This window comes from Spongiactinospora gelatinilytica (assembly GCF_003236385.1).
Lineage (GTDB): Bacteria > Actinomycetota > Actinomycetes > Streptosporangiales > Streptosporangiaceae > Spongiactinospora > Spongiactinospora gelatinilytica.
In genome coordinates, this window is sequence record NZ_POUA01000810.1 from 1 (window position 1) to 630 (window position 630).

Below are 630 nucleotides of genomic sequence, written 5' to 3' on the forward strand. Positions count from 1 at the left end.
ATCCCAGCCCGCGTACGGGGCGCCGTCGTTCGCGCCGCCCGCGTACGGGACCCCGCCCTCCGGCGCACCCGCGCACGACACGCCGTCATTCGTGCCGAGCGCCGACGGCGACCGGTCCGCGGGGCCTGCCGCGTACGGCGGGCCGCCGTCTGCGCCGCCCTTCGCGCCGCCGAGTCCGGCGGCTCCGTCGTCCGGCGGGCATGGTGGGCCGGTGGCCGGAAACGGCCACGTCAGCGGCGATCCTGAGCCCACTCCGGGAGGATTCGTCCCCCCCGCGTGAGATTAGTGCCACATTCCGGCATACAGCCCACAATCACGGGCAGGTGTAGTCAAAGCGGGCGATGGGGCATTGCTCGCACTAGGGGGAGTGGGGACCGCCCGCGTCTGAGGGAGAGGCTACGCGGGCGGTCCCCGTTTTGTATCCGGTGTCCCCCTTGATCCGGACCACGGCTCCAAGGTGACTGGCCGGACGGAGCCGCCGCCCGGGGAGATGCCGCCTATGACGAAATCGTGTTTACGGCCATCTGTCGAGATGACAGCGGCGGAGGTTACGGAACCGTTGGGTGCGCGCGATCGCAGGGTGATGCCGATCGCATGGCGATCCGTCACCGAATCACTACATGTCAGGTC

1 protein-coding gene is annotated in these 630 nt (G+C 70.2%); it reads right to left on the reverse strand.

Features of this window, described 5'->3' with window-relative positions; translation table 11 throughout:
* Positions 1 to 252: hypothetical protein (locus tag C1I98_RS44850; protein WP_438672144.1), on the reverse strand; the 252-nt coding region annotated here is incomplete at its 3' end.
* Between the last annotated feature and the right edge of the window lie 378 nt (positions 253 to 630).